The sequence below is a fragment of the Micromonospora sp. NPDC005237 genome (assembly GCF_040607775.1).
GTDB lineage: Bacteria > Actinomycetota > Actinomycetes > Mycobacteriales > Micromonosporaceae > Micromonospora.
Genome location: NZ_JBEXHJ010000006.1, coordinates 405,293 through 429,351, shown reverse-complemented (window position 1 = coordinate 429,351; position 24,059 = coordinate 405,293). Strand labels below are relative to the sequence as shown.

The 24,059-nt window shown below is 73.5% G+C and carries 20 protein-coding genes; 8 read left to right on the top strand and 12 right to left on the bottom strand.

Features of this window, described 5'->3' with window-relative positions:
• Positions 1-160: 160 nt before the first annotated feature.
• The 5 genes from ABZT87_RS19255 to ABZT87_RS19235 form a co-directional block, all read right to left on the bottom strand.
• Complete coding sequence (locus tag ABZT87_RS19255) at positions 161-901, bottom strand: GAF and ANTAR domain-containing protein (protein ID WP_354862123.1); 741 nt, start codon at positions 899-901, stop codon at positions 161-163.
• A gap of 177 nt (positions 902-1,078) precedes the next feature.
• Positions 1,079-3,370: an accessory Sec system translocase SecA2 gene (gene secA2, locus ABZT87_RS19250; RefSeq protein ID WP_354862116.1), complete on the bottom strand. Its 2,292-nt coding sequence runs from the start codon at positions 3,368-3,370 to the stop codon at positions 1,079-1,081.
• Positions 3,371-3,458: 88 nt separating this feature from the next.
• Positions 3,459-5,237: an ABC transporter ATP-binding protein gene (locus ABZT87_RS19245; protein WP_355137041.1), complete on the bottom strand. Its 1,779-nt coding sequence runs from the start codon at positions 5,235-5,237 to the stop codon at positions 3,459-3,461.
• Between the two features lie 49 nt (positions 5,238-5,286).
• On the bottom strand, positions 5,287-6,375 hold the full coding sequence (locus ABZT87_RS19240) for a zinc-binding alcohol dehydrogenase (protein WP_355137040.1): 1,089 nt from the start codon (positions 6,373-6,375) through the stop codon (positions 5,287-5,289).
• The gene (locus ABZT87_RS19235; RefSeq protein ID WP_355137038.1) at positions 6,368-7,378 is read right to left on the bottom strand and encodes a Gfo/Idh/MocA family oxidoreductase; all 1,011 of its coding nucleotides are present in this window, start codon (positions 7,376-7,378) and stop codon (positions 6,368-6,370) included. Before ABZT87_RS19235 ends, ABZT87_RS19240 begins: the two co-directional genes overlap by 8 nt.
• Positions 7,379-7,600: 222 nt before the next feature.
• On the opposite strand from ABZT87_RS19235, the gene ABZT87_RS19230 reads away from it, so the two are divergent.
• From ABZT87_RS19230 to ctaD, 5 genes are all read left to right on the top strand, one after another.
• A complete protein-coding gene (locus ABZT87_RS19230) occupies positions 7,601-8,584 on the top strand; it encodes a glucosyl-3-phosphoglycerate synthase (protein ID WP_354862121.1) in 984 nt (327 codons plus the stop codon).
• Positions 8,585-8,630: 46 nt separating this feature from the next.
• A complete protein-coding gene (locus ABZT87_RS19225; protein WP_355137036.1) occupies positions 8,631-9,788 on the top strand; it encodes a glycosyltransferase in 1,158 nt (385 codons plus the stop codon).
• Positions 9,789-9,888: 100 nt separating this feature from the next.
• Positions 9,889-10,335: a DUF4383 domain-containing protein gene (locus tag ABZT87_RS19220; RefSeq protein ID WP_354862119.1), complete on the top strand. Its 447-nt coding sequence runs from the start codon at positions 9,889-9,891 to the stop codon at positions 10,333-10,335.
• A gap of 112 nt (positions 10,336-10,447) precedes the next feature.
• Entirely contained in the window at positions 10,448-11,176 is a 729-nt protein-coding gene (locus tag ABZT87_RS19215) for an STAS domain-containing protein (RefSeq protein ID WP_355137034.1), read from the top strand.
• Positions 11,177-11,301: 125 nt separating this feature from the next.
• On the top strand, positions 11,302-13,293 hold the full coding sequence (gene ctaD / locus ABZT87_RS19210; protein ID WP_355137032.1) for a cytochrome c oxidase subunit I: 1,992 nt from the start codon (positions 11,302-11,304) through the stop codon (positions 13,291-13,293).
• A gap of 68 nt (positions 13,294-13,361) precedes the next feature.
• Here the strand turns inward: ctaD and ABZT87_RS19205 are convergent, their stop codons facing one another.
• Together ABZT87_RS19205 and ABZT87_RS19200 are read right to left on the bottom strand one after the other, a co-directional pair.
• On the bottom strand, positions 13,362-14,504 hold the full coding sequence (locus ABZT87_RS19205; protein ID WP_355067259.1) for a SigB/SigF/SigG family RNA polymerase sigma factor: 1,143 nt from the start codon (positions 14,502-14,504) through the stop codon (positions 13,362-13,364).
• A gap of 221 nt (positions 14,505-14,725) precedes the next feature.
• On the bottom strand, positions 14,726-16,117 hold the full coding sequence (locus tag ABZT87_RS19200) for a hypothetical protein (protein ID WP_355137139.1): 1,392 nt from the start codon (positions 16,115-16,117) through the stop codon (positions 14,726-14,728).
• Between the two features lie 245 nt (positions 16,118-16,362).
• Between ABZT87_RS19200 and ABZT87_RS19195 the strand changes: the two genes are divergently transcribed.
• Positions 16,363-16,590, top strand: a complete 228-nt coding sequence (locus ABZT87_RS19195) for a CDGSH iron-sulfur domain-containing protein (protein ID WP_355137030.1) — start codon at positions 16,363-16,365, stop codon at positions 16,588-16,590.
• A gap of 27 nt (positions 16,591-16,617) precedes the next feature.
• On the opposite strand, the gene ABZT87_RS19190 is transcribed toward ABZT87_RS19195, so the two are convergent.
• Genes ABZT87_RS19190 through ABZT87_RS19180 form a run of 3 tightly spaced genes read right to left on the bottom strand, consistent with a single transcriptional unit; the run spans position 16,618 to position 20,657 of the window.
• Positions 16,618-17,736, bottom strand: a complete 1,119-nt coding sequence (locus ABZT87_RS19190; RefSeq protein ID WP_355137028.1) for an iron-containing redox enzyme family protein — start codon at positions 17,734-17,736, stop codon at positions 16,618-16,620.
• A gap of 49 nt (positions 17,737-17,785) precedes the next feature.
• The gene (locus ABZT87_RS19185) at positions 17,786-19,540 is read right to left on the bottom strand and encodes a thiamine pyrophosphate-binding protein (RefSeq protein WP_355137026.1); all 1,755 of its coding nucleotides are present in this window, start codon (positions 19,538-19,540) and stop codon (positions 17,786-17,788) included.
• The gene (locus ABZT87_RS19180; RefSeq protein WP_354863081.1) at positions 19,533-20,657 is read right to left on the bottom strand and encodes a Vms1/Ankzf1 family peptidyl-tRNA hydrolase; all 1,125 of its coding nucleotides are present in this window, start codon (positions 20,655-20,657) and stop codon (positions 19,533-19,535) included. The genes ABZT87_RS19185 and ABZT87_RS19180 overlap by 8 nt, the downstream gene beginning before the upstream one ends.
• A gap of 142 nt (positions 20,658-20,799) precedes the next feature.
• Here ABZT87_RS19180 and ABZT87_RS19175 point away from each other — a divergent pair, with 142 nt between their 5' ends.
• Positions 20,800-21,348: a hypothetical protein gene (locus tag ABZT87_RS19175; RefSeq protein WP_355137137.1), complete on the top strand. Its 549-nt coding sequence runs from the start codon at positions 20,800-20,802 to the stop codon at positions 21,346-21,348.
• A gap of 40 nt (positions 21,349-21,388) precedes the next feature.
• Here ABZT87_RS19175 and ABZT87_RS19170 read toward each other — a convergent pair whose 3' ends face one another.
• Positions 21,389-21,727 (bottom strand): DUF3817 domain-containing protein, encoded by a 339-nt coding sequence (locus tag ABZT87_RS19170; RefSeq protein ID WP_354863080.1) that lies wholly within the window; start codon positions 21,725-21,727, stop codon positions 21,389-21,391.
• Between the two features lie 185 nt (positions 21,728-21,912).
• Here ABZT87_RS19170 and ABZT87_RS19165 point away from each other — a divergent pair, with 185 nt between their 5' ends.
• The gene (locus ABZT87_RS19165; RefSeq protein WP_354863078.1) at positions 21,913-23,391 is read left to right on the top strand and encodes a glutamate--cysteine ligase; all 1,479 of its coding nucleotides are present in this window, start codon (positions 21,913-21,915) and stop codon (positions 23,389-23,391) included.
• A 13-nt stretch (positions 23,392-23,404) separates the two neighbouring features.
• Here the strand turns inward: ABZT87_RS19165 and ABZT87_RS19160 are convergent, their stop codons facing one another.
• Entirely contained in the window at positions 23,405-23,791 is a 387-nt protein-coding gene (locus tag ABZT87_RS19160; protein ID WP_354863076.1) for a DUF2267 domain-containing protein, read from the bottom strand.
• Between the last annotated feature and the right edge of the window lie 268 nt (positions 23,792-24,059).

Sequence of the window (24,059 nt, the reverse complement as noted above, 5' to 3'; positions counted from 1 at the left end):
GCGCGAAACGACGCCGCCCGACTCGCCGCCGACCGGGAGAACGGGCACGCCCGGCCTGATCCTCGCGGGAAACCGCGCCGTCACCACGGCTCGGACGCCCCGACCTCCCGGCGACCGAGCCGGCCACACCGCCACGGCGGCGCGCGGCGGGCAGGTCAGGTCAGGTCTCGCGGGGGCGGGAGACCGTCCGGATGAGGCGTTCGGCCACCTCGCGCAGCGGGATGTCCAGGGACGAGGCGGCGGTGCGCAGCACGTCGAGGGCCTCGGCCGCCGGGCAGCCGCGCTGCGTCATGATCACACCGATGGCCTGCCCGATGACACCGTCGTGCAGGAGCGAGGCGTCCCGCTCACCGACGAGCGCCTGCTGGCGGCTCCGGTCCCGGACGGCGGCCAGCAGCAGGCCGGCATGTTCGGCGAGCAGCATCGCGGTCAACTGGTGCTGCGGGGTGAGGACGTCGGGCGCGGCAGCGTACAGGTTGATCGCCCCGATGACCTGGTCGTCGATGTCCAGCGGGGCGGAGATGACCCCACGGACGCCGAGGTCGCGGGCGCGGGGCGTCCAGGCCGGCCAGCGTGACTCGCCGGCCAGGTCCACCGCGAGGATCATCTCGCGACGCCGGATCGCGCTCATCGCCGGCGAGTCGGGCCCGTGGCGCAGGTCGTCGAGGCCGGCCAGCCGCTCGTCGGAGGCGGCCACGCCGGCCGGCTCGCCGGCCCGCAGCGCGGTGAAACCGCACCAGCGCACCCCGGCCACCGCGTCGCGGGTGACCCGGACCAGTGCCAGCAGCGCCTCGTCGAAATCGGTCAACCCGATCAGGCCGGCGGTCAGCTCCCGCAACAGCGCGGCGGTCTCCAGCACACCGAGTCGCTCGACCACCGGTTCCCGCGTGTCCAGGTTCACCGTTCCACTGCCCTCGTACGCCCTCGCGTGCATCCCGCCAACGTCGTCACAGGTGCCATCGTCTGCTCTCTTCCGAGTTGACCGACCCGCCCTACTACCCTCGCAAACCGGGATCGAAACGGCGTAAGGAGGGGCCTCTGCCCACCCGGAGGTGTGGCAGAGGCCCCGGAGGTCAGGTCAGCGCGACGCGCCGCTGAGCCGCCGGCCGATCGAGGCGATCAGCCGGTCGAGCTCAGAGCCGAACGGGTTGTCGTGCACCAGGTACGTCCAGGTGGCGGTCGGCCGGATCAGGGTGCCGTCCTCGGGCTCCCAATCCTCATCGAATTCGGTCTCGGTGAACGTGGCGATGGTGCGGGCCTCGATCTCCGGGACGAGGTTGTTGAACGCCGGCACCGCCGCGCGGTGGAACTCGTCCAGCGGGTCGAGCCGGCCCAGCGCGCGCAGGTGCACGCCCTCGCGGACCTCCGACAGCTCGGCCAGGTGCTCGGCCCAGAGCCGGTCCAGGTGGAAGAGCGCGATCGAACGGGCCACCCGGGCGAGCAGGTCCTCGTCCATCTCGCCGGCCTTCTCGGGCACCTTGTCCAGCAGCATCAGCGCGGCCACGTCGCTGGTCAGCAGCCGCTCCCGGCGGGCGGCGAGGGCAATGCGCTGCTGCTCGATCACCACGCTGTAGCGCCAGGTGTTGCGGTGGATCTCGTGGTTGACGCCCTCGGCGACCCGCTGGGCGTGCTCGACCGCGTAGTCGACCTGCTCGTCGGTGACGAGGCCGTCGGCGTTCATCCGCGGCGACGGGGGCACCGCGTCGGCGGCGTGCCGGACGACCAGGTCGTCCTCCAGGCTGACGAAGAAGACCGAGCCACCCGGGTCGCCCTGCCGGCCGGCGCGGCCCCGCAGCTGGTCGTCGACGCGACGGCTGTCGTGCCGGCCGCTGCCGATCACGTACAGGCCGCCCAGCTCGGCCACCCGCTCCTGGTCGGCCTGGTCGCTGCCGCCGAGCCGGATGTCGACGCCCCGGCCGGCCATCTGGGTGGAGACGGTCACCGCGCCGTACGCGCCGGCCTCGGCGATGATCGCCGCTTCCTCGTCGTCGTTCTTGGCGTTCAGCACCACGCAGGACACGCCGGCCGCGTTGAGCCCGGCGGCGAGCCCCTCGGACTCCTTGACGTCGAGGGTGCCGACCAGCACCGGACGCCCCTTGGCGTGCCAGCGCTGGATCTCGTCGATCAGCGCCTCGTCCTTCTCGGCGCGGGTCGCGTAGATCCGGTCGGGCTCGTCCTCGCGGACACACGGGGTGTTCGGCGGGATAACCGCGACCTCCAGGCCGAAGAACTCCCGCAACTGGTCGCCGACCAGCACCGCGGTGGCGGTCATGCCGCACACCTTCGGGTAGAGCGCGATGAACGCCTGCACGGCGATGGTGCCCAGCACCTCGCCCTCGGCGGTGGCGTCCAGGCCCTCCTTGGCCTCGACCGCCGCCTGGAGCCCGTCGGGCCAGCGGCGGCGCTGGGCCACCCGGCCGCGCATCTCGTCGATCAGCTCGACCGAGCCGTCCCGGACGATGTAGTCCACGTCACGGTGCAGCAGGGCCTGGGCGTGCAGCGCCACGTGGACCGCGGAGAGCTGCTCGACGTGCTCCTCGTCGTACAGGTCGATGCCGAGCTTGGCCTCGACGGCGGCCAGGCCGGCGGAGGTGAAGGCGACGCTGCGCCCGTCCTCGGCGACCGTGTAGTGCCGGCCCTTGCGCAGGCCGCGCACCAGCGCGGCGGCGGCGTGCACCGGGTCCTGCTCGCCCGGCACCGCGCCGGCCAGGACCATCGGCACCCGGGCCTCGTCGATCATGATCGAGTCGGCCTCGTCGATGATCGCGGTGGCCAGCGCGGGCTGCACCCGGTCGGCCACGTCGGTGACCAACTGGTCGCGCAGGTAGTCGAAGCCCGCCTCGCTGACCGAGACATAGGTGACGTCGCAGCTGTAGGCGTCGCGCCGCTCCTGCGGCGTGGACGCCTCGTTGACCCAACCGACGGTCAGGCCGAGCAGCGTGTAGATGGGTTCCATCCACTGGGCGTCGCGGCGGGCCAGGTAGTCGTTGACGGTGAGCACGTGCACCGGCCCGTTGCCGAGCCGGACGTGCCCGTACGCGGCGATGGCGGCGGTCAGCGTCTTGCCCTCACCGGTGGCCATCTCGGCGACCTTGCCGGAGAGCAGCGCCATCGCGCCGAGCAGCTGTACGTCGTACGGTCGCTGGTCGAGGCCCCGGCGGGCGGCCTCGCGGCCGACGGCGCAGATCTCCTCGTAGCCGGCGGCGACGCCGGCGGCCTCGGTCAGCTCGGCGTCGTCCAGCGCGGCGAGGTCATCCTCGCGCGCCTCGATCGCCGGCAGCAGCTTCTCCAGCGGAGCAAGATCCACGGTTGATCCCGGGCGCTGGAGGAACCGCCGGAACTTGCTCTTGAACCGTTGCGACACACCCATGAGCGGCAACGGTACGCGATTCCAGCCGCCTTGCGCGGCCCGGCCGGTCGGGTATCCGCCGGCATGTCGATTCCGCGTCGCCGCCGGATCAGGCGACCAGCAGTTGGTGGGTGGCCAGCTCCCGGTAGAGCGGGTCGGTGGCGGTCAGCTCGGCGTGGGTGCCCACCGCCACCACCCGGCCGCCGTCGAGCACGACGATCTGGTCGGCGTCCACCACGGTGGCGAGTCGATGCGCCACGATCAGCAGTGTCCGGCGGGCGGCCACCGCGTCGATGGCCCGGCGCAGCGCCGCCTCGTTGCGCGCGTCGAGGTTGCTGGTCGGCTCGTCGAGCAGCAGCACCGGGGGGCCGGCCAGCAGCGCCCGGCCGATGGCCAGCCGCTGCCGCTCACCCCCGGAGAGCAGCACCCCGCCCTCCCCCACCTGCACGTCCAGGCCCTGCGGGGTCCGCTGGACGAGGTGGCTCAGGTTGACCTCGTCGAGGACCTCGCGCAGCCGGTCGTCCGTGGCGTCGGGCGCGGTGATCAGCAGGTTCTCGCGCAGCGTGCCGGCGAGCACGGGGGCCTCCTGCTCCACGTACCCGAGTCGGGCGCGCAGCGCGTCGCGGGGCAGCTCCCGCACATCGACCCCGTCGACGCGGACGGCGCCGGCGCTCACCTCGTAGAAGCGCTCGACCAGGGCCAGCAGCGTCGACTTGCCGGCGCCCGAGGGGCCGACCAGGGCGGTACGGGTGCCGGTCGGCACCGCGAAGCTGACGTCGTACAGCACCGGCCTGCCGCCCGGGTAGCCGAACCCGACCCGGTCGAACTCGATCATCGGGGCGGGTCGGCGGGAGGTCGTCGTGGCGGTCCCGGCCGTCGGCCGGTCCGCCGCGCCCTCCGCCGGCACGGCCAGGATCTCCTCGATCCGCTGCAACGCGCCCAGACCGGACTGCAACTGGGTGTACGCGCGCAGCACCTGGCCCAGCGGCAGCGCCAGGAGGAACAGGTACATGACGAAGGCGACCAGGTCGCCGACGGAGATCGCCCCGGCGGCGACCCGCGCCCCGCCGATCCCCAGCACCAGCAGGAACGCTCCCTGCACGGTGACCGAGCCGATCGGGCCGATCAGCGCCTGCACCCGGGCCACCCGCAGCCCCGCCGCGTACGCCTGGTGGGCGCTGCCGGTGACGGTCTCCGCCTCCCGGCGCTCGGCGCGGCTGGCCCGGATGGTCCGGGCCGCCGAGATGGCCCGCTCCACCGCCGAGGTCATCTCGCCGATGCGCTCCTGGGCGAGGCGGGCCAGCGCCCGGACCCGGCGGGCGAAGGTGGCGGCGAAGCCGAGCCCCAGCGCCACCCCGAGCAGGGTGACGCCGAACAGCAGCGGGTCGAGCAGCACCATCGCGGTGCCGGCGCCGAGCACCATCACCGCCCCGGTGACCGTCTCGAACAGCCCGGAGGTGACGACCGCCCGCAGCAGGGTGGTGTCCGAGCCCACCCGGGAGAGCAGGTCGCCGGTGCGCCGCTGGTCGTACTCGGCGATGGGCAGCCGCAGCAGGTGACCGGCGAGCCGTCGCCGGGTGCTCAGCACCAGCCCCTCGGCGGTGCGTTGCAACAGGTAGTCGCGCAGCCCGCCGATCGCCGCGCCGAGCACCACGAGCGCCACCAGCACCGCCACCAGGGCGGACACCGGGTGCTCGGCGCCGATCCGGTCGAGCACCGACCGGGTGAGCAGCGGCTGGGCCAGCGACGCCGCCGAGCCGAGCAGCGACAGCGCTCCCACCGCGACGAGGGTGCCGCGGTGCTCCCGCAGGTACGGCAGCAGCGCGGACAGGCCGACCGGTCGGCTCGCGGGAGCGTCGCCGACCGGCCGGTCCTTCAGGGTGCTCATGGCGGGAACGGTAACCCGCGGTGTCACCCCGCGGACGCGCTCCGGTGGGTCACGCGGCCAGGACCACCTGCAACTCCTGGCGGCGGCGCTCGGCCAGGTCGGTGAGCAGGGTGGGCGCCTCGTCGAACGGCACCACCGCCGAGACGAGGTGCTTGCGGATCGCGTCCCCGTAGGCCCGCAGCAGGTCGATGGTCTCGGCGGAGAGCCGTTCCCGGTCCCAGGTGGGCGCGAGCCCGCGCGGCACCCGCCCGATCTGGGCGCAGCGCAGCGCCAGCCCGTTGTGGTGGAACTCCTCACCGAGGCGGACCGCGTCCGCGCCGCCCTGGTAGAAGGCCAGGTCGATCACGGTGCCCTGCGGGCGCAGCGACCGCAGCGCGAGCTGCAACGCCCACCCCTGCCCCCGGCACTGGAACACGACGTCGGCGCCCCGGTCGCCGGCGGCGTGGGCCCACCGGGTCTTGAGCACCACCGCCGGGTCGTCCGCGTCCGGGTCGAGGGTCTCCAGGCCGAGCGCCTCGGCGACCTCGCGGCGGCGCGGGGTGGGGTCGAGCACCACCACCGAGGCGGCGCCGTGTCGCCGGGCCAGCAGGGCGGTCAGCAGACCCACCACGCCGGCGCCGACCACGGCGACCCGCCGGCCGCGTACGCCGTCGCCGAGCGAGCGGACGTCCGCGCCGTGCAGGTCGGCGGCGGCGTGCAGCAGACCGTTCGCGCAGATCGGGCCCATGTGCGCGACGTAGACGCCGAGCAGCGGGTCCAGGTCGTCGGGCAGGCCGACGAACCGCTCGGCGACCGGGTCGGCCAGCCAGCCGGTGCGGTGCCCGTAGGTCATCGCGCCGACCGTGCCCACCGCCACGGCCGGCGTGGCGCTCTCCACCACCCGGCCGACCTGCATGTACCCCAGTCGGGTGACCGGGTACGGGGTGCTGGCCTCGCCGGGCTGGAAGAGCCCCAGGTCGGCGTTCCAGGTGACGTTCACATAGGGGTTCGTGCCCTTGACGTAGCTCAGCTCGGTGCCGGCGGAGACGCCGCTGAACAGCGTCTCGACGCGGAAGGTGCCGGGGCGCAGCGCCGCGGCCTCCTGCTCGACGAGCTCCACCCGACCGGGGGCGGTGACCGTGACCACCCGATCACGCATCGACGGTCACCCCGCTGGACAGCGCGACCGGCGCGGCGGGCGTGACGAGCCGCACCGTCTGACCGGTACGGGCCGATTCGGCCACCGCGAGGGCCAGTCGCTGGGTCTTCAGCGCTTCGGCGTACGGAACGCGGACGTCGTCGCCGACGCCGCGTACCGCGTCGACGAAGGCGCGGTCCACCGCCACCCGGGCGGCCTCCGGATCGGCGGGAACGTGTCGCTCGCCGTCGGCGTCGCGGATCAGCAGACCGTCCTCGGTCAGCGCCAGGGCCAGCCCGTCGGCGAGGATCTCCAACCCCGCCCGGTGCTTCCAGCCCAGCACGCAGGCCGCGCTGAGCGTGCCGACGGCGCCGTTGGCGAAGCGCAGCGTGGCGGTGGTCACCGAGTCGATGTCGGCGCCGTCGACCGGCGGTGGCGTGCCGTTGCCGTACGCGGTGACCTCGGTGACCTCGCCGGCCAGCACCCGGATCAGGTCCAGCACGTGGGCGGCCTGCTCGACCACCGGGCCCCCGGAGCGGTCCCGGCGCGACCACCAGGCGACCGGCGGCACCTTGTCCAGCCAGGCGCCGCTGACCATCCGCACCGGGCGGTCGGCGAGCAGCTCACGGGCCTGGTCGAGCACGCTCAGGTAGCGCCAGTGGTGCCCGACGGCGGTGCGCAGCCCACGCCGGGCGACGAGGTCGGCGACGCGCTCGGCGGTGACCAGGTCGACGGCGACGGGCTTCTCCACGAACATCGGCACCCCGGCGTCGATCGCCGCCTCCTCGGCCGGGCCGTGCGCGAAGGGAGGCACGCAGACGTACACCGCGTCCGGGCCGGCGGCCAGCAGCTCGGCGACGTCGCGGAAGGTCTGCCCGCCGTGCCGCGCGGCCAGCTCGGACGCCGCCTCGGGCACCACGTCGGTCACCCCGATCAGTTCGACGTCGTCGAACCCGGACAGCACCCGCGCATGGCGTTGTGCCACCCCGCCGGCTCCCACGAGACCCACCCGGCATCCACCCATTCGACAACCTCTTTCGAGAACGTTTCGACTTCGATGGGAGCAGTCCCCTGGGATGTGCGCAATCAAACGTTCATCCCCCGGGAACGCGCGGATGTAACCGTTGTGATCAAGCTGTTGCCCTGGGAACGGTTAGCACGTGGCGGCGAGTGGGAACTACAGACTCCGCTTGTTCCACGCACGAACGGAGGGGTGCCCGTGCGGGATACGACCGTGTCACCGGTGGTGGAGGCGTGGGCCACGTACCGGACCACCTCGGCGGCGGACTGGCCGGCACGCCGGCTGCTGCGCGCCAAGGGAGAGAGCCGGGTCAGCGTGGTGCTGCCGGCACGTAACGAGGAGGCGACGGTCGGCGCGATCGTGTCGACCATCCGGGAACACCTGATGGATCGGGTCGCTCTCGTCGATGAACTGATCGTGGTGGATTCACGGTCGACCGACCGCACCGCGCAGGTGGCCCGCGCCGCTGGCGCGGAGGTCGTCAGCCAGGACGCGATGACCCGGGGCCTGCCCCGGCTCACCGGCAAGGGCGACGCGCTCTGGGCCGGGCTGGCCGCCGCCGAGGGCGACGTGGTGGCGTTCATCGACGCCGACCTGCGGGAGTTCCGCCCGCACTTCGTCAGCGGTCTGCTGGGGCCGCTGCTCACCGACCCGTCGGTGGACTTCGTGAAGGGCTTCTATCACCGGCCCCTGGTGGGCGCCGCCAGCGTGGAGCAGGACGGCGGCGGCCGGGTGACCGAGCTGATGGCCCGACCGCTGCTCAACCTCTTCTGGCCCGAACTGGCCGGTTTCGTGCAGCCGCTCGCAGGCGAGTACGCCGGTCGCCGCGAGGTGCTGGCCCAGGTGCCGTTCGTCTCCGGGTACGGCGTGGAGACGGCGATGATGATCGACCTGCTGGACCTGGTCGGCCTGGACGCGTTGGCGCAGGTCGACCTGGGCGAGCGCAAGCACCGCCACCAGGACACGGCGGCGCTCGGCCGGATGTCCGCGCAGATCATGCTGACCGCCTGGTCCCGGCTGCAACGACGCGGCTGGGCCATCCCCGGCATGATGCCGGAGTCGCTGCTCACGCAGTTCCGCCGGGGCGGGTCGGACACGCTGCCGAACCTCGACCGGGAGATCGTGGTCAGCGACGTGTCGATCGAGGAGCGCCCACCGCTGGCCGAGCTGCGCCACCGGGTTCCCCGCCGACGGGTGGCCGCGGCGTGAGCGCCCAGGCACGGCCGCACGCGGCCGCGGTGCGGGAGGGTGGCCGATGAGCCTCACCGTGCTGATGAACGCCGGCCCGTGGCTGTCGGTGCCCCCGCCCGGCTACGGCGGCATCGAGAACGTGATCGCCACCCTGGTGCCGGAGCTGCGGCGACTCGGCGTGCGGGTGGTGCTCGCCTCGGTGGACAGCAGCAGCCTGCCGGTGGACGAGAAGGTGTCGGTCTTTCCCGACGGGCAGTTCGCGGCGCTGCAACGGCCGTACAACCAGGTCTGCGGGATCGCCCAGGCACACCTGGCCGGGGTGGTCCGCGAGCTGCACTCCCGCGACGACATCGACCTGGTGCACGACCACGTGGAGGCGGTCGGGCTGGCCACCCTCGCGGCGATGGGGCCGGCCGGGCCGCCGACCCTGCACACCCTGCACTGGGACCTGGCCAAGCACCCCGCGCTGTACGGCAGCCTGGACGGCGGCGACCGGGTCCGGGTCAACGGCGTCTCGGCGTCGCAGCTGGCCCGGGCGCCGCTGGCGCTGCGCGAGCACTCGGTGGGTCACGTGCACCTGTCCACGCCGCTCGCCGTGGACGCCGACCGCCGGCCCCGCCCGGAGAAGGGCGAGCACCTGCTCATCCTCGGTCGGATCAACCCGGGCAAGGGGCAGGACGTGGGCGCGCGGCTCGCGCAGCGGATCGGTGTCCCGCTGGTGCTTGCCGGCCCCGTCGGCCCGTACCATCGCCCGGCGGAGCTGGCCTCGGCCGGCGACGACGCCCGGCAGAACCCGGACGTGCGGTTCTTCCTCGACGAGGTGGCGCCGCACGTCGACGGTGACCTGGTGCGCTGGGTCGGCACCGTGGCCGGCCAGGAGCGTGACGACCTGCTGGCCAGCGCCCGCGCATCGCTGTTCCCGCTGCGCTGGGAGGAGCCGGGCGGCACGGCTGTGGTCGAGTCGCTGGCCCTGGGCACGCCGGTGGTGGCCACCGCCCGGGGCTGCCTGCCAGAGTTGATCGAGCACGGCCGCACCGGCCTGCTCACCGCCGAGGAGGACGAGCTGGACGACCTCGTGCTGGCCGCCGACCTGCTCGACCCGGACGAGTGCCGGCGGGTGGCCGCGCAGCGGTTCACGCCCGCGGTGATGGCCCAGCGCTACGTCGAGCTGTACCAGCGGGTCCGCGAGCTGGCCACCGCGCCCCGCCTGCAACCGGCCTGAGCGCGCACCCGTCGCCGCCGGCGCGTTTGCCGTCGGCGGCAACGGGTAGCCGCACCGCTCACGCCCGTCGCGCAGCGAGGAGCCGGTGATGGTCGGACCGATGGCGCACTCCCGGGCCCGGGCCAACCCGGCCGACGGCAAGCCGCCGGTACGCCGGGCGGCGAGCGCCGCGTCCGTGCTCTTCCTGCTGGTCGGCGTGCTCGGCTTCGTCCCGGGAATCACCAGCGGCACGGACAATCTGCGGTTCGCCGGGCACGGCTCGGGCGCGTTCCTGTTCGGCGCCTTCCAGGTGTCGGTGCTGCACAACCTCGTCCACCTGCTGTTCGGGGTCGCCGGCCTGGCGCTGGCGCGGACGGTCAGCGGCGCCCGGACGTTCCTCATCGGCGGCGGCGCCGTCTACCTGGTGCTCTGGCTCTATGGCCTGGCGGTGGATCACGACACCGGCGCGAACGTCCTGCCGGTCAACGCCGCGGACGGCTGGCTGCACCTCGGCCTCGGTCTGGGCCTGATCGCGCTGGGTCTGCTGACCGGACGGGCACGCCGCTGACCTGCGGGTCCGGGCGTGAGCTGCGTCCCCCGACCGGCCGGTCCGGTTTGGTGCCGCAGGGCCTCGGGTAGTGGGCAGATCCCGACCCGACCAGCGAATCGAGGGCCCGCCGATGCCCAGCCGGATCACCTGCGAGGTGCGCGAGACCGCACCGGTGGCGGTCGTCCAGCTCACCGGCGCCCTCGATCTGGGCACGATGCGGGCGGTGCACCAGGCGCTGGACGGGGCGCTGGCCGCCCAGCCGGAGGCGCTGGTGGTCGACCTCGCGGGGGTGACCGTGCGGGACCGGCTGGCGCTGTCGGTGTTCGCGGCGACGGCCCGGCGGGCCGAGGAGTGGCCGGCCGTGCCGGTGGTGCTGTGCGCGCCGCCTCCGGCCGCCGCCCGCTGGCTGGCCGACTCGACGACGTGCCGGGTGGTGCCGGTGTCACGGGACTGTGCGGAGGCGACCCGGGTGGCCGGCGCGGCCGGCGCGCTGCGGATGCGGGCCCGGCTGGAGCCGGTGGCCGGGGCCTGCCGGCGGGCCCGGGAGCTGGTCGGCGACGCGTGCGCCCGGTGGAACCTGCCCGGCGCGGCGGGGCCGGCCGCGCTGGTGCTCAGCGAGCTGGTCGGCAACGTGGTCCGGCACGCGGGCACCCCCATGCAGGTGACGGTGACACTGCGCCGGCCGTACCTGCACCTGGCCGTGGTGGACGGCAGCCGGGCCGCCGCCCAGCCCGCCGATCCGGATCTGCGGGCCGAGGGTGGCCGAGGGCTGCTGCTGGTCCGCGAGCTGGCGCAGCGGTGGGGCAGCGTGCCGGCGGGTCAGGGCAAGGCCGTCTGGGCGATGCTGCCGGCGACCTGAGCGCATCGGGCGGCTTCGACCGGTACCTGCGATCTGACCGAAATTACCGCTTCAGCCTGGTTACATGGTGGGAGGGTCGGGTAGGCACGCCCGTCCTTTCTGCCGTCACGACGGGGTGAGCAGCCATGCCCAAGCGGGTAACCACGGAACCCGGTCGCGATCGGGGCCCGGCGATCCTGGCACCGGCCCGCTTCGGGGGCTTCCCCGGAGCCCTGCGGGCGCCGGTCCCCGGCAACTCGTTGATCAAGTTCCTCGCCACCACGGATCACAAGCAGATCGGTCTGCTGTATCTGCTGACCTCCTTCGGGTTCTTCCTGGTGGCCGGCCTGCAGGCGATGCTGATGCGCGCCGAGCTGGCCCGACCGGGTCTGCAGTTCCTCTCCTCCGAGCAGTACAACCAGCTCTTCACCTCGCACGGCGCGGTGATGCTGCTGCTGTTCGCCACACCCGCGGCCTTCGGGTTCGGCAACTTCATCGTGCCGATCCAGATCGGCGCGCCGGACGTGTCGTTCCCCCGGCTCAACGCGCTGGCCTACTGGCTGTACCTGTTCGGCGGGCTCATGGTGATCGGCGGGTTTCTCACGCCGGGCGGCTCGGCGGACTTCGGCTGGACGGCGTACAGCCCGCTCAGCGACGTGGACCACAGCCCCGGGGTGGGCGCGAACATGTGGGTGCTCGGCCTGGTCGTCTCCGGCCTGGGCACCATCCTCGGCGCGGTCAACCTGATCACCACGATCCTGACCCTGCGCGCGCCCGGCATGACCATGTTCCGGATGCCGATCTTCACCTGGAACATGCTGTTCACCAGCGTGCTGGTGATCCTGGTGTTCCCGCTGCTGGCCGCCGCGCTGCTGGCGCTCGCGGCCGACCGGCTGATCAACGCGCACGTGTACGACCCCGCCACCGGTGGACCGATGCTCTGGCAGCACCTGTTCTGGTTCTTCGGTCACCCCGAGGTGTACATCATCGCGCTGCCGTTCTTCGGCATCATCACCGAGATCATTCCGGTGTTCTCCCGCAAGCCGCTGTTCGGTTACACCGGAATCGTGCTGGCCACCATCGCCATCACCGTGCTGTCCATGACGGTCTGGGCGCACCACATGTTCGCCACCGGCCAGGTGCTGCTGCCGTTCTTCAGCATCCTGAGCTACCTGATCGCGGTGCCCACCGGCGTGAAGTTCTTCAACTGGATCGGCACCATGTGGAAGGGGCAGCTCACCTTCGAGACGCCGATGCTGTTCGCCATCGGCTTCTTGGTCACCTTCCTGCTCGGTGGTCTCACCGGGGTGCTGCTGGCCAGCCCGCCGGCCGACTTCCACACCCACGACAGCTACTTCGTGGTGGCGCACTTCCACTACGTCGTGTTCGGCACTGTGGTCTTCGCGCTCTTCGGCGGTTACTACTTCTGGTGGCCGAAGATGACCGGGCGGCTGCTCGACGAGCGGCTCGGCAAGGCGCACTTCTGGACGATGTTCATCGGCTTCCACGGCACCTTCCTGGTGCACCACTGGCTGGGCGCCGAGGGCATGCCCCGCCGGTACGCCGACTACCTGCCCACCGACGGCTTCACCACGCTGAACACGATCTCCAGCATCTTCGCGTTCATCCTCGGCCTCTCCACCCTCTTCTTCATCTACAACGCCTGGAAGTCCTGGCGGTACGGGGCGGTGGTCACGGTGGACGACCCGTGGGGCTTCGGCAACTCGCTGGAGTGGGCGACCACCTGCCCGCCACCACTGCGCAACTTCGACAAGATGCCCCGGATCCGCTCCGAGCGGCCGGCCTTCGACCTCAAGTACGGTCCGCTCGTCGCCGACCTGGGCCGGGACCTGCCGCAGCGCACCACGAAGCCGCCGCAGCACTTCGGCGACGAGATACACCTGGAGCACCACGCGCCGGAGTCGCCCGCCCCCGAGGGCGCGCACGGCGCCCGGGACGCGGTCAGCTACCAGCCGGCGCCCGAGTCCGGCGCCCGCCCGGTGGACGTGCCGGAGCCCGAGGTCGTACGCCGGCCGAGCTTCGAGCAGAGCGACGCGCCCCAGGACGCCGAGGACGCGCCGAAGCCGCACGAACGCTGGCGGCATCCGCACAGCGGCGACGAGACCGAGGACCGCTGAGAGTCGGTACGCCGCGAGGGGCCCACACCACCGCGGTGTGGGCCCCTCGTCGTGTGCGTACGCGCCGGTCAGTCCCGGGCGGGTGCCAGGCCGGCGGCGGTGAGCGAGCGGCGCACCGCCGGCTGCACCCGGGTCAGCCGCAGCGGCACGCCGGTGCGCTCCGCCGCCTCCCGGCCCGCCATCAGCGCGGCGATCCCGCCGGCGTCGAAGCCGCCCGCGCCGACCAGGTCGACGACGACCTCGCTCGGCTGGCCGTTGACGGCCTCCAGCATCGCGCGGCGCAGCTGGTCCGCGCCGTCCCGGTCCACCTCACCGCCGACCTCGACGACGACCCCGTCGCCGTTCTGCCGCACCGAGATGCGGGTCTTGCCCGGGTCCGGTTCGGCGGCGCCGTTCTGCCACGGCGGCGGCGCGTCGGCGAGCATGGCCTGCCGCAGCCAGGTCAGCGCCCGCGACAGCAGCCGGGAGACGTGCATCTGCGAGATGCCGAACCGGGCGGCGATCTCCGCCTGGGTCTGGTTGCCGTAGAAGCGCATGGCGAGAATGCGGCGTTCGCGCCAGGGCAGCCGGTGCAGCAGGCCGCTCACCGTCACCCGGTCGTCGACCGATTCCAGCGCGTTGTCCGACTCGCCGACCAGGTCACCGAACTCCGCGGAACTCTCCCCGCCGACCGGCGCGTTCAGTGACGCCGGACTGTAGCCGGCCGCCGACTCCAGCGCCGCGAGGATCTCCTCCTGCGGCGTCTCCAGGCGGGCCGACAACTCGGCCACCGACGGCGCCCGGGACAGCTCACTGGTCAGCGCGGCGGTGGCCTGACCCACCTCGAGGATCAGGTCGCGCAGCCGCCGGGGCACGTGCACGCCCCAGGTGCGGTCCCGGAAGTGCCGCTTGATCTCCCCGACGATGGTGATCGCCGCGTACGCGGTGAACGAGCCCCGTTCCGGGTCGTACCGGTCGACGGCGTTGACCAGCCCGAGGCGGGCCACCTGCTCCAGGTCCTCCAGCGGCTCGCCGCGTCCCCGGTACCGGCGGGCCAGTCGCCCGGCGAACGGCAACGCGAAGCGCACCAGGTCGTCGCGGGCCTCCCCCCGCCGTTCCGGCGGCAGCCCCTCGATCCGGGCCGCGTACGCCAGCGCCGCCGCGTCCAGGTCCTCCAGACCACGCTCGGTGGGTGGTGGTGTGGTCGTGGTCGTGCTCGTCTGTCCGAACATCCGCGCCTCCCTCAGGAAGGTCCCCCGCCCGGATCGGGAAACCGGTCGTGCGCGTGGTCGGGCCACGCACCGGGCCGGAAAGTGGGTCAGTGACTGGGATGCCAGCGGGCGACAACGCCTCTACGCAGCGCAATCAGGCCGTCGCAGCCAGCGATGTTCCCGCTCCGTAGGTACTCAATCACGGGACCCCGGGTTCGCGAGGAAGTTTCGGCGTGCTCCCCTCAGGAGACGAGCAACCCCTGGTGGCCGCCGCTGTCGCGGAGCACCGACAGGGCCTCAGCGGCCCCCAGCGGGGGCGGAGCGGGCAGGTCGTACGGCTGGGCGCGCAGGACCTCGGTGGCCCGGCGCGTCGGCACGGACGTCACCGGATAGCCCCGGGCGGAGGTCCGGTCCAGCGCCCGCCGCCGCCGGCCGAAGCCCGCGACGGCCAACCACTGCGGCAGCCCGGCCAGCGCGGGCGAGCGCATCCCGGGAGGCTCGGGCAGGACGTCCACCGAGCTGAACGTCTCGCTGCCGGCCAGCCACCACTCGGCCTCGTCGACGCTGCGCCGGGTGGCGTTCTCACACCAGTACGGCACCAGCCCCGCCCGTACCACCTGCCACGGATCGAGCAGCCGGCCGCACTCCACCACCAACCGGTCACCGGTCTTGCCGGCGGCCCGCAGCCACCGCCGGTACAGGTCCGCCACGCCCGCGCTCAGCGCCGCCGGCCGGGGCACCAGCACCCGGTGCAGCGGATGCTGGTGGCGGGCGGCCCAGTCCCGCGTGGTCCGCTCGAAGTCCGCGTCCATGCCGTGCTCGGCGTCGCCCGACGGCGCCGACACCTCCGGCGGCGCCCACTGGGCGGCGTCCCCGCCCACGGCGCGCAGCACCTGCCGCAGGGCATGGCTGTCGGGGTGGAAGTCCACCGGGTCCAGCCCGCTGGCCGGGCAGCCGACCTGGAAGCTGTGCCCGGGCCCCCGCTCCGACACCGGCCACGTGCGCGCGTCGCGCACCAGCAGCACCGGGGCGCCCGCGCTCAGCCGGTCGGTCAGGAACTGCGCGTACGCGGCCGGCAGCGCCCTCCAGCGGGCGGCCAGCGACACGGTGACCCCGGTCAGCGACCCCCGGCTGGCCGGGCAGTGCACCTGACGCAGGTGCACGTCGGGGTTGCCGGCGAGCAGCCGTTCGGCGAGCGCCCCGCCGTGCTCCAGCGCCGCCCCCGGGCGGTCCACGGCGCCGTCGCTCCAGTGCGCGGTCATCTCGAAGCCGGCGGGCAGCCACGGCACGCCGAGGGCCACCGCGAGGTGGGCCGCCGCACCGTGCGGCGACCCGATGAGCACACCGGGGTAGCTCCCACGCGGGTACTGGTCGACGAACCAGCGCGCGACCCGGGCCGCGTCCACCTCACCGACCTGGTCGACGGTGAGGGCGACCCGCCCGGCGGCCCGGCTCACCGCGGCACGGCGTACCGGCTCGGGGGTGCCCGGGAACCGCGAGGTCGGCCCGGTGTGCCCGAGGTCGGCGCAGTCCGCGCCGCGCAGGGCCCGGGCGGTGGCGGCGACCAGCACCCGGGCAGCGCTGCCCTGGGCCACGACCCGGTCGCCGGCCAGACCGGCGCCGTCGGCCGACAGCCCCTTGTGCACCTTGTGCACCGGGCCCACCTTGCCTCGTTCGCTCACCACGCGGCCCGGCTTCCCGTCCGGATGGGGTTCAAACGGGGCATCACCCACCCGGCGGCAACATTCCACAGGTCAGCGGCGTTCGGCGACGATTGGCTCCGGGCGGCGGGAGCGGGCCGGCGGGGACGATCGGACCTGAGGGACCCACGGCGTCCGCGCGGGGTTTCGTCGCGGCCGGGGCGGGCACTTCCGGACTCATGCGCACCGAGGACACCGGCGAGTCCGCCGCCACGATCACCCCGTACGAGGACGGCCCGCTCCTGGTCCGCGGCGATTTCGCCCTGGTCACTCCGGACGGCGAGCGGATCGACGCACGCCGGGGCACGGTCGCTCTGTGCCGGTGTGGCAAGTCGGCGCTCAAGCCGTTCTGCGACGGCACCCACAAGGTGGTCAACTTCCGCGCCGGCACCGCCCGCGAGGGCTGACCGGGCGGAGCTGACCGGGCGAAGCCGTCAGGCGACGGCGGGCTGGACCGGCGTCACCACGGTCGACGTCGCGGTGAGCGACACCAGCGGCGGCACGGCCGGCGCGGCCGGCGCGGTCGACAGCGGCAGTGGCGAGCGCAGTGAGCTGCGGCCGGCGGCCCAACTGTCCAGCAGGTGCGCCGCGAACAGCCGGTCCACCGCGAGCGCCGCCGCCGCGCCGAAGAGCACGTCGGAGGCGAGCGCCGGCTCGGCACGGACCAGGCCGCCGCACAGGTCGTGCGCGGCGATCTGCTCGTGCACCGCGTCGGCCTCCACGTGCTCGTCGTAGAAGCGGGTGGCCACCTCGTCGAGGCCGAGCCGGCGCAGGCCGTTGCCGTAGCGGCGGTTCGGCAGGGACGAGGTCATCTCGAAGGCCGCCAGGTGCCCGAGCAGCGCGCCGCGCAGCCGTCGGTGCAGCCCGAACAGCGACATCAGGTTGTTGGTCGCCAGCGTCACCGCGGGCACCGCGTCCAGGTGGGCGCCGTAGCCGGTGTCCATACCCAACCGGTCGAGGGTGCGCCGGAACAGCTCGGCGTGCATCCGGTCCAGCCGGCCGTTGCCGTACTCGTCGGTCTGGATCTCGACGAGGGCGGCCTTGGCGGGACCGCCGAGGCGGGGCAGCGCCCAACTGTGCGGGTCCGCCTCGCGCAGGTGGTAGACGGACCGGTGGGCGACGAACTCGCGGAACTGGGTGAGGTCGGCGTGCCGCTGGAGCGTGGCGGCCAGCGGCGGCCCGTCGTCGGCAGCGACCAGCTCGCCCAACCCGGCCGCGACCCCACCGGCCGGTACCGCCGGGGCTCCGGCCAGCCGGCGCAGCGCCGCCTCGAAGGGCCGTTCGACGCGGGCCCGCAGGGCCAGCAGCGCGGGCTGCCACTCCCAGCCCTCGTCCACCCCGCTCCAGCCCCGGTAGTGCAGCTCGTAGCAGAGGAACAGGGTCAGTTGCAGGTCCTCGTCGCCGATCGCGTCCACCGGATCGAGGTCGACGCCCAGGCCGGGAGGCAGGTCGTGCGGCGGACGCCGCAGCGCATCGGTCACCGCTGCGGACAGCGGACCGCGCGGCTGCGGCAGGGGCGCGGGACCGTAGCGGCGGTCGGCGGGCTCCGGCATGTGACCTCCAGCGTCGTCGGGCCGCTACTGATGCCCTGAAGAGGTACGCCTAAACGAGATCGTCGACGGCCACCGCCTGCTCGACCTGCTCGCGTACCCGCCGGGCGCCCTCCCCCTCGGCATACAGTCCGCGCAGGTCGGCGAAGGCCGGCTCCGGCGGCGCCAACGACACCGCCGGGTCGACGACCGCTTCCAGGACGCAGGGGCGGTCCGCGGCGAGCGCCTCGTCCCAGGCGGCGCCGACCAGTTCCGGGCGGTCCACCCGGACACCGTGCAGCCCGAGCAGGCGGGCCCAGCCGGCGTACGGCACGTCCGGGCGGCGGTGGGTGGGGTCGGACGACGGCTCCCGGCCACCGCCCATGCCGTTCTGGTCGCGGTTGTTGAGCACGAGCACCACCAACCGTGGGTCGGCCCACCCCTGCCAGTGGTGCGACACCGTGATCAGCTCGGCGAGCCCGTTGAGCTGCATGGCGCCGTCGCCGAGCAGGGCGATCACCGGCTGGTCGGGCGCGGCGAGTTTGGCGGCCACCGCGTACGGCAGGGCGCAGCCCATCGAGCCGAGGGTGCCGCACAGTTGCGCGTTCACCCCGGGCGGCAGGACGAGGTGCCGGGCGTACCAGTAGAGGACCGAGCCGACGTCGACCGCGACCGAGCCGGTCCGCGGCGCCCGGGTGGAGAGTTCCTGGAGCACGAGCTGCGGGTTGATCGGCTCGGCGGGCGCGGCGGCCCGGTCGGCCGCGGTCGCCCGCCAGCGGTCGACCGCGCTCTCCACCGTGGCACGCCACTGCTGGTGCGGCCGCGACGGCACCCGCGCCAGCAGCGCGCGCAGCGTCTCGGCCGCGTCCCCGACCAGGGGCACGTCGGCCGGGTACCGGCTGCCGATGCGGGTGCCGTCGATGTCGATCTGCACGGTGCGGGCCTGGTCGGGCATCGGGAAGTAGTCGGTCCACGGGTCGTTGGTGCCGACCAGCAGGAGCGTGTCGCAGCCGCCCATCAGCTCGGCGGCGGCCGGCGTGCCGACCTCGCCGAGCACGCCGGCGTGGAAGGGCAGCCGCTCGTCGAGGACCGGCTTGCCCAGCAGCGAGGTGGCCACCCCGGCGCCGAGCCGGTCGGCCAGCTCGATGATCTCGTCGGCGGCGCCCCGGCCCCCCTGGCCCACCAGGATCGCGGTGCGCTGGCCGTTGCCGAGGATCTGGGCGGCGGCATCGAGGTCCACCTCGTACGGCAGCACCCGGGCCAGCGGCTCACCGGGAGTCGCCGTGATCACGCCGACCGCGTGCGCGCCCAGGTCGGGCACCACGGCCTCCTGCAGGTGCCGAGGCAGCACCACACAGGTCGGGCTGCGGGTCGCCGCCGCGGTGCGGAACGCCTGGTCCAGCAGCGCCGGTACGCTCTCCGGGCTGCGGCCGTACTGGACGAACTGGTTGCACACGTCGCCGAAGAGCCGGCTCAAACCGATCTGCTGGTGCGCGCCGCCCAGGGGCCCGGTGACGTCCTCGCCGACGATCGCGACGACCGGTTTGCTGTCCAGCTTCGCGTCGTAGAGGCCGTTGAGCAGTTGCACCGCGCTGGGCCCCTGGGTGGCCAGGCAGACCCCGATGCCGCCGGTGAACTTGGCGTGCCCGGTGGCCATGAACGAGGCGGTCTCCTCGTGCCGGGCCGGGACGAACGCCGGATCACCCCCGGAGCGGTCCAGCGCCTCGACCAGCGGGGCGATCGCCGCGCCGGGGTAGCCGAAGGCGCGCGGGACCCGCCAGGCCCGCAGCCGCTCCACCACCAGGTCCGCCACACGGCGCTCAGCCATTGCCGCGCCCCGGGGTGCCTTCGTCGACGTAGCGCAGCACCGCGCCGACGCCGTCGGTGAGCTCGGGCGCCTCGTCCGCGCCGAGTACGGTCAGCGCCGCGTCGGTGCCGACCAGCGCGCGGACCAGCGCCGCGTCGGCGCGTACCCGCTGGGGGTCGTCCACCGACATCGCGCTGAGCTGGCCGGGGTCGACGGCGATCTCGGTCGGCTCCGGGCCGATCCACAGCTCACCGTTGGCCGACGGGTCGTCCACGATCAGCATGGTGTCGACCTGGTTGCGTTGCAGGGCCGAGACGACCGCGTCGAGACCGGCGCCCACGTCCTCCTGCACGCCGAAACGGTCCAGCGCGGCGGTGATCCGCTGGTCGGCGACCTCCGCGATGGTCTGCACGGTGAGGTCGTCGAGCATGGTCTGGTCGGCGCCGCCGGCCCGGGACCCGGCGTCGGTACGGACCACCAGGTCCTGCCAGCGCTCCGGCATCTGGGCGGCGATCATGCCGGTGGCCCGGACGTCGCCGGCCACCACCACCACGTCCGCGCCGACCCTGTCGGCCAGCTGCACGGTCGCGGCGGTCACGTCGCCGGCGTTCTGGTGCCACGCCTCCATGGCGGCGCGCTGATAGCGCGACTGGGACCAGCCGCCGGGCTGCACGCGACGCAGCGGGAAGCTGTCCCGGCCGGCGACGTGCGCCCGTCGGGGCACCCCGCCCGCGCTGACCGCCATCGCGTCGCCGCCGGTGCGGTCGGCGACCACCCGGACCCAGGCCACCTGTTCGCCGCGCTGGGCGAGCAGCGGCATCACGTGCGGCAGTGGCCCGAAACTGGCCAGGTCGCGCAGCGGCGGCGCGGACAGGTACTCGGAGAGCACCACCCGGCCGTGGCTGGCGAAGACGGCCAGGCCGTAGTCACCGACCATCGGGTCGTGACCCCGGATCACCCGGTCCAGCGCGGCGATGCTCGCCTCGTCCGCGCCCTGGTCGGCCAGGCTGCGTTCCAGGGCACGCCAGCGCAGGTCCAGCGCCGGTTTGGCGTCCTCCGTGTCGGCGGAGGCGTCCAGGTACACCGAGCACCACGGCCCGGGTCGGTCGTAGAGCGGGCGCAGGAAGGACAGCTGCATGCTCGACCCCTTTCCAGCTCGGCCCCCCGCTTACCCTGCTCGCCCGGGATGTCACCTCGTGGCCGTGAGCCCGTGACCAGGTTTCATTCACGGCGTTCAACCGGGGACATCGATACGATAAGTGAACACAAGCGGACTCTCGGTGGTGGGGATGGACAGCGGACTCGATACCCGACGGATCGTGCACCCGACGGAGCGGATCGTCACCGGGCGGCTGGTCCGCCTGCTCGACGGCTACACCCGCGAGATACGCGTCGGCCAACCGGTGCTGGTCGCGGTGCTCGCCGCGGCGGCGTTCGCCCGGTTGCCGGCCCTGCTGCTGCGCGCGCTCTTCTCGTTCGGCGGCGGCGGCACCCGGCGGCGCTGGAAGGAGCTGAAGCAGGGCCCGGAGTACCTGGTCACCCCGGTGCGCCTGCGCAACACCGCCGGTCAGCTCTGCGAGGTGGAGCTGCACGGGCACCTGCCGCAGAGCGCGTTGCACCCGGCCGACCAGGTGCAGCTCACGCTGCGCCCGCAGCGTGACCCGGAGTTGCCGCCGCGCATCGAGCGGATCGTCAACCTCACCACCGGGCAGCTGCTCACCCCGCGTACCGCGACGCTCTGGTCGCATCTCGGCCCGCCACTGCTGTTGCAGGCGGCGCTGGGCGCGCTGTTGCTCGCCGGCGTGGTGGCCTGCTCCGCACTGACCTGACCTGACCCGGCGGCGGCCCGCGCAGCGGCCGGGCCGCGCGTCAGCCGACGGGTGCGGGCTCGCGGGTCGGGCGGCGGTCGACGCCGAGGATTCCCCTGCGACGGGCCCAGCGCTCGAAGATCAGGGTGGCGAACGGCGGCACGGCACAGGCCAGCGCCACCACGGTCACCGGCAGGCTCCACCGGCGCAGTCGGGCCACCGCGAGCACCAGCAGCCCGTACGCGATGAACAGGCCGCCGTGGATCGGGCCGAAGATCTTGACGCCCAGCTCGTTGCCGGGCGGACCGTACTTGACGGCCATTCCGGCCAGCAGGGCCAGCCAGGAGCACGCCTCGGCGATCGCCGCCGCGACGAACAGCCGGGTCACCTTCTCGCGCATCCGGACGCCACCACCTCTCGGGCGGCAATGCTAACGGTGCCGGCCGTTCGCGCCCTCGTCGGCCACGCAGCGTGCGACAGGGGTCACGGAGCCCGCGACTGGGTAGGAAAGAACCCTCGGGTCTTCCCCCGCCCGCCGGCCACGTGCGAGGTTTGGGGGGGACCAGCGGTGACAGGGTGGTGACCATGGGCGAGGATGTCGGCGTACGGACCTTCAGTCGGGAGGACCGGGCCCGGTACCGCGAGAAGGTGCGCAACTGCCTGGACGTCTTCGCCGAGATGTTGCGCGAGTCGCGGTTCGACATCGACCGGCCGATGACCGGGCTGGAGATCGAGCTGAACCTCGTCGACGAGGCGTCGAACCCGGCGATGCGCAACGCCGACGTGTTGGCGGCCATCGAGGATCCGAGCTTCCAGACGGAGCTGGGCCAGTTCAACATCGAGATCAACGTGCCGCCGCGGCGGCTGACCGGCACCGGCACCGCCGACTTCGAGGAGCACGTGCGGGCCAGCCTCAACGCCGCCGAGGAGAAGGCGCGGGCGATCGGCGCGCACATGGTCATGATCGGCATCCTGCCGACGTTGCGCCCCGAGCACCTGACCGCCGAGACGCTCTCGGCGAACCCGCGCTACAAGCTGCTCAACGAGCAGATCTTCGCCGCCCGGGGTGAGGACCTGCCGATCGCCATCAGCGGGGTGGAGCGCCTGGCGGTCACCGCCGACACGATCACCCCGGAGGCGGCCTGCACGAGCACCCAGTTCCACCTCCAGGTCAGCCCGGCGCAGTTCGCCGACTACTGGAACGCCGCCCAGGTGGTCGCCGGCATCCAGGTGGCGTTGGGCGCGAACGCGCCGCTGTTCTTCGGCCGGGAGCTGTGGCGCGAGACCCGCATCCCGCTGTTCCAGCAGGCCACCGACACCCGGCCGGAAGAGATCAAAGCCCAGGGGGTACGCCCCAGAGTCTGGTTCGGCGAGCGGTGGATCACCAGCGTGTTCGACCTGTTCGAGGAGAACGTCCGCTACTTCCCGGCGCTGCTGCCGGTGTGCGACCCGCAGGACCCGGCGCAGACCCTCGCGGCCGGCGAGGTGCCCAACCTGGCCGAGCTGCGGCTGCACAACGGCACGATCTACCGCTGGAACCGCCCGGTGTACGACGTGTCGCGCGGCCGGCCGCACCTGCGCGTCGAGAACCGGGTGCTGCCGGCCGGGCCGACCGTGCTGGACACCATCGCCAACGGCGCCTTCTACTTCGGACTGGTCCGCGCCCTGGCCGAGTCGGATCGCCCACTGTGGTCACAGATGTCGTTCAGCGCCGCCGAGGAGAACTTCACCAGTTGCGCCCGGCACGGCATCGACGCGCAGGTCTTCTGGCCCGGCCTCGGTTACCTGCCGGTCACCGAGCTGGTGCTGCGCCGGCTGCTGCCGATGGCGCACCACGGCCTGGACCGGTGGGGCCTCGATCCGACCGAGCGCGACCGGCTGCTGGGCATCATCGAGCAGCGCTGCCTGACCAGCCGCAACGGCGCGACCTGGCAGGTGGAGACGCTGCACCGGTTGGAGTCCGCCGATCACCTGGACCGGCCGGAGGCGCTGCGCGAGGTGGTCCGGCACTACGTGACGCTGATGCACAGCAACCGGCCGGTGCACGAGTGGCCGATCCCCTGATCTGCGGCGACGGTCAACCGCGCGGTGTCGGCACGCCGAACAGGTCGATGATGCCGCCCGGCAGTTGGGCGAGCAGGTCCTGTCGCTCGTCGTCGTTGAGGGCCTCGGCGACGGTACGCAGCACCGCCTGGGCGTGTTGACGCACCTGGTCCGCATTCGCGACCTGCTCCCGGTCGCCGACGTGCTTGAGGAACTCACCGATGTCCCACCGGCGGCCCTGCGGATTACGGGTGACCGACGCGTCCAGCCGATCCGGTAGCTGTGCCGCCAGGTGGTCGGCCTCCTGGCCGGCGAGCCGTTCGCCGAGCACCGACAGGACGGCCTGTACGGACCGCACGGCCTCGTTCTCCCCGAGGCCCGCACGCTGGCGCACCGTGGCGATCATCTGGTCGTACTCCATGACCCGCTCCTTCCGTCTGCTCGGCCGGCCGTGCGGCCCGCCGGGCGAACGGGGCGGTTTCCCCGGCTCGCCGGGCACAAACGGGGTGGCACGGCGTCCGGTGATGCGGTGTCTGGGTAGCGGTGGACCGGCACGGGTGCCCCGTCCCGGAATCAGCTCCCGGCGAGCGCTGCGGGCGGCGGATCGTCGCGCAGCCGGCTGTAAAGATGTCCGTCGCGCCATCCGACGCCCCTCCCCCGCCACTCGGGGAGCAGCACGATCCCGATCT